Source organism: Archangium sp., assembly GCF_036389735.1.
GTDB lineage: Bacteria > Myxococcota > Myxococcia > Myxococcales > Myxococcaceae > Archangium.
Map to the genome: position 1 here is coordinate 1 of NZ_DASVWK010000200.1, position 4,145 is coordinate 4,145.

Here is a 4,145-nt window from a genome sequence, read left to right on the forward strand (position 1 = left end):
GGGCAGAGCGCGTGGGTGGGTACGGACGGCACGGTGCGCCGCGCGCCGCTGGCCCTGCACCTCAACCTGGGCGTTACCGGCCGTGACGCGGTGTCCGGCCCGCGCTCGCTGGTGCTGGAGCGCCTGCGCGAGCTGCTGTCCGACGCGCGCGAGTACAACAAGCGCAAGGGAGACTTCGAGCAGAACCGCATGCGCACGCTGGCCGCGAGCCGGTTGGATCTGGAGGCGCTCCAGCCCGCGCTGGCGGGCGCGCTGCCGGTGGTGGTGACGGCCAACCGGGTGTCGGACATCCGCGCGGCGCTGGCGCTCGGGCGTGAGTTCGGACTGAAGCTGCTCATCGCCGGAGGCCGAGAGGCGTGGTTGGTGGCGCCGGAGCTGGCGGCGGCGAAGGTGCCCGTCATCCTCCAGCCCACGCAGAACCTGCCCTCCAACTTCGATGGGCTGAGCAGCCGGCTGGACTCGGCGGCGCTGCTGAGCGCGGCGGGGGTGAAGGTGCTCTTCTCCACCCTGGGCGAGCCGCACATGGTGCGCACGCTGGCGCAGGAGGCGGGCAACGCGGTGGCGTGGGGGCTGCCGTACGCGGACGCGGTGCGCGCCATCACCTCCAACGTGACGGAGGCCTTCGGGCTGGAGGGGGGACAGGTGGCGCCAGGGCAGGTGGCGGATCTGGTGCTGTGGAACGGGGAGCCGCTGGAGGTGAGCAGCCGCCCGCTGGGCATGTGGCTGGGGGGCAGGCAGGTGCCACTCACCAGTCGCCAGCAGGCGCTGTTCGAGAAGTACCGAGCGCTTCCCAAATAGAGGAGAGGGATTTCCGGGGCCCCTCCCTTCACCCGAGGTATGGGTTGGGGATATAGGAGAGGGATTTCCTAACAAGGGGGCCTTCTCGTGAATTTCCCATTTCGTCCCAGGGCCGTGTTCCTCGCGGCTCTGGCGCTCACCCTGGTGCAGGGCTGTGCTCCCGTGGCACCGGAGCCCGAGGCAGTCTCGCTGGCCACGGCCACGGGTGAGCTCGGGGTGGGCGGCTTCGCGGAGCTGCACCACCACATGTTCGCCGAGGAGGCCTTTGGCGGCGGCTGGTTCCACGGCAGTCATACCGGCGCGCTGGCACGCTGTGACGGCGGGGCGCCCGAGAGCGATCACGCCCGTGTGCGCATGGACTTGAGCCAGATGCTCAACCTGTGCCCCAACTCGGGCAGCGTGGACTTGCGCGGCGTGCCGTTGCTCTCCGACCTGTTTGGCCTCGCGGGCGCGGTGGGCTCGGAGTTCATGGGGAAGATGGAAGGCACCCAGGGCGACACGGGCCTGCACCTGGGCCGGCGCGAGGTGGGGACCGAGTGGCCGCGCTGGGACACCATCGCCCACCAGCAGTCGTGGGAGGGGTGGCTGCGGCAGGCGCACCAGGGCGGCATGTCCCTGGTGGTGGTGTCGCTGGTGAGCAACGGGTTCCTCTGCAAGGCGCTGCCGTACCAGAACCTCAACCGCCCGTGCGACGAGATGGCGGACATCGAGGTGCAGCTGCAGATGGCTCGGGCCTTCGATGCGCGCACCGACTGGGCGGAGATCGCCCTCTCGCCCGCGCACGCGCGCGGCATCATCTCCTCGGGGCGGCTGGCGATGGTGCTCTCCATCGAGACGAGCAAGCTCTTCGGGGACAAGGACTGGAGGAGCGAGCTGGACCGCTTCCACGCGCTGGGGGTTCGCTCCATTCAGCCAGTGCACCAGTTGGACAACCGCTTCGGCGGCGCGGCGCTGCACAACGTCATCTTCCAGGCGGCCCAGTTCATCGAGAACTGCCGCATCGACTACGACTGTGGCGTGACGACCAACTCCTTCACGCTGGGCTTCGACGTGTACAAGGACGCGGCGGGCAACTGCCGCAACACGAAGGGGCTCACGGCGGACGGCAAGGCGCTGGTGCAGGCGATGATGGCCAAGGGGATGCTCGTGGACATGGCGCACCTGTCCGAGAAGAGCATCCAGGACGCCTATGCCGTCGCCCAGGCCAACAGCTACTACCCGCTCTACATCTCGCACGGCCACTTCCGCGAGGTGATGAACCCGAAGCTGGCGGAGAACGAGAAGACGACGCCGGCGTGGGTGGTGCGCTACCTGCGGCAGACGGGCGGCATGTTCGGCCTGCGCACGGCGCATGACGAGACGCGCGCGTACACGAAGTCCGGCGTGGCCAACAACTGCCACGGCTCCAGCCGCTCGGTGGCGCAGGCGTACGAGTTCGGCCGCCAGGGGCTGAAGGTGCCCATGGCCTTTGGCGCGGACTTCAACGGCTTCATCCAGCAGACGCGGCCGCGCTTCGGCGCGAATGGGGCGTGCTCGGCCACCTTCCAGGCCGAGGCGGATGCCCAGGCGTACCAGCAGGAGGTGTCCGGGCCGGCGCGGCTGGGCACGGACTTCGACAAGTACGGCCTGGCGCACGTGGGTCTGCTGCCGGACCTGCTGAAGGATCTGGGCCGGGTGGGGGCGCAGACGACGGGGTTGGCCAACTCGACGGAGACGTACCTGCGGATGTGGGAGCGGGCGAACGCCCCGCGCACCGGCATGGCGGACACGGCGGCGGACATCGACACGAGCGGCATCGCCCCCTACGAGGACAAGGCGGCGCGCGAGGCTCGCTACCCGACGGTGTGCGGCGCGGCCTACGCGCCGGACTCGAAGCTGCTGAACCAGGGCTGCCGCTTCGACGCGGAGTGCATCAGCGACCAGTGCACCTCGGTGCTGTGCTCCACCTTCGACGGTCGCTGCGTGTGCAACGACGACGGGGACTGCGGGGGCTCGAGCTACTGCCAGGATGAGATTCCGGCCAACCCGGGCGACAACGACTGCGTGCCGAAGAAGAGCAACTGGTCGTCGTGCAGCCGGGATGGGCAGTGCCAGTCCGGGGCGTGTGGCGGGTGCGCGGACATGACGGGCTGGTGCTACACGCCGCGCTCCAAGGCGTATGGGCAGAGCTGCAAGGCGGACACCGAGTGCACGACGGACCGGTGCAGCGCGGACTGCTACGTCAACCCGACGGGCACGTGCCTGTGTGACAGCGACTCGCACTGCGCCAGCACCCAGTACTGCGGTTGGGGCACGAACTCGGGCAAGTGCCAGAACAAGAAGTCGCGTGGCGCGGCGTGCTCGGCCGATCGGGAGTGCGCCTCGGGCACCTGCCGCTGGTCGTTCACCTGCGCTTGACCGGGGGACAGTTCTGTCCTTGGAGCGGATCCACGAGCCGGCACCCGTTGGTGTCGGCCGTGGACTTCAGATCGGCCTGGTAGAGGGTATCGGTGGGGAGCTGGAACCGGCTCCGGTAGAGGCCGGTCGCCACGTACACCGGCATGGGCTTGCCCGCGATGAACCAGCTCATGTCCTCCCCGGCACAGGGAGTGCTCGGGAAGCGATAGAGCGTGGCGCGCGTGGAGGGATCTCCCGTGCCTGGGTAGCGCTTGACGCCATCCATCCACAGCTCGACGACGCCCTTGTTGGGATTCGCCGAGAAGACCACGTGCAACACGAAGGTGTGCCACTCCCCCTTGGTCGCGGTGCTCACGGGATTGAAGCGCCCGTTGGCCGGGTCGTAATGAGGCCAGAGCCGGTAGTGCCCATCACGGCCAGGAGCAGCACCGGGCGTGTAGTTGAGGGCGTCCGAGGTGGAGTAGGTGTCCCGCTTGTTGAGCGTGAACTGATACCGCGCGCCTGTCTCGTAGGCGCCCTGGTCCCCATCGGTCCGATCAATCCCGATGCTCAGGTTGGGCCCGTTGGCGTCGCAGGCCCCCACGGAATGGAGCTGGAAGAGGACGTGCCAGTTCGGGCTGGTGGAGCGCGACACGGTGGGATCCGGGAAGGTTCCCTGCCACTCGTCATCCCGCGGAATGTACGTGCTCCAGCCGAACCAGCGCTCGTCGCCTTCCGTGTAGTAGCCAGGGACGAGCCGGTAGCTTCCGGGGTTGCCGAGGTCGGGAGCCCTCGCGGCGGCACCGTCCAGGGGATTCACCAGCTCGTTGCGGTGGTCGCGGCCCCAGGGCTGGTTCAGGCCGGGAGCCCGGTCTCCCTCCTCGTCTCCTTGAGGGGCATCGGGCGTGTGGGCGACCACCACCCTCAGCGCAGGCCCGGCGGGAGTGTATTTGCCCGGCGGAGAAGGAGGC

General features: G+C 69.0%; 3 protein-coding genes. 2 read left to right on the forward strand and 1 reads right to left on the reverse strand.

Annotated elements, in window-relative coordinates; all coding sequences use genetic code 11:
- Together VF794_RS07575 and VF794_RS07580 are read left to right on the forward strand one after the other, a co-directional pair.
- The coding region (locus VF794_RS07575) for an amidohydrolase family protein (protein ID WP_331108510.1) at positions 1 to 798 on the forward strand (798 nt) is incomplete at its 5' end.
- Between the two features lie 114 nt (positions 799 to 912).
- The gene (locus tag VF794_RS07580) at positions 913 to 3,195 is read left to right on the forward strand and encodes a membrane dipeptidase (RefSeq protein ID WP_414640883.1); all 2,283 of its coding nucleotides are present in this window, start codon (positions 913 to 915) and stop codon (positions 3,193 to 3,195) included.
- On the opposite strand, the gene VF794_RS07585 is transcribed toward VF794_RS07580, so the two are convergent.
- A partial coding sequence (locus VF794_RS07585; protein ID WP_331108511.1) for a heparin lyase I family protein occupies positions 3,182 to 4,145 on the reverse strand: 964 nt, incomplete at its 5' end. The genes VF794_RS07580 and VF794_RS07585 overlap by 14 nt on opposite strands.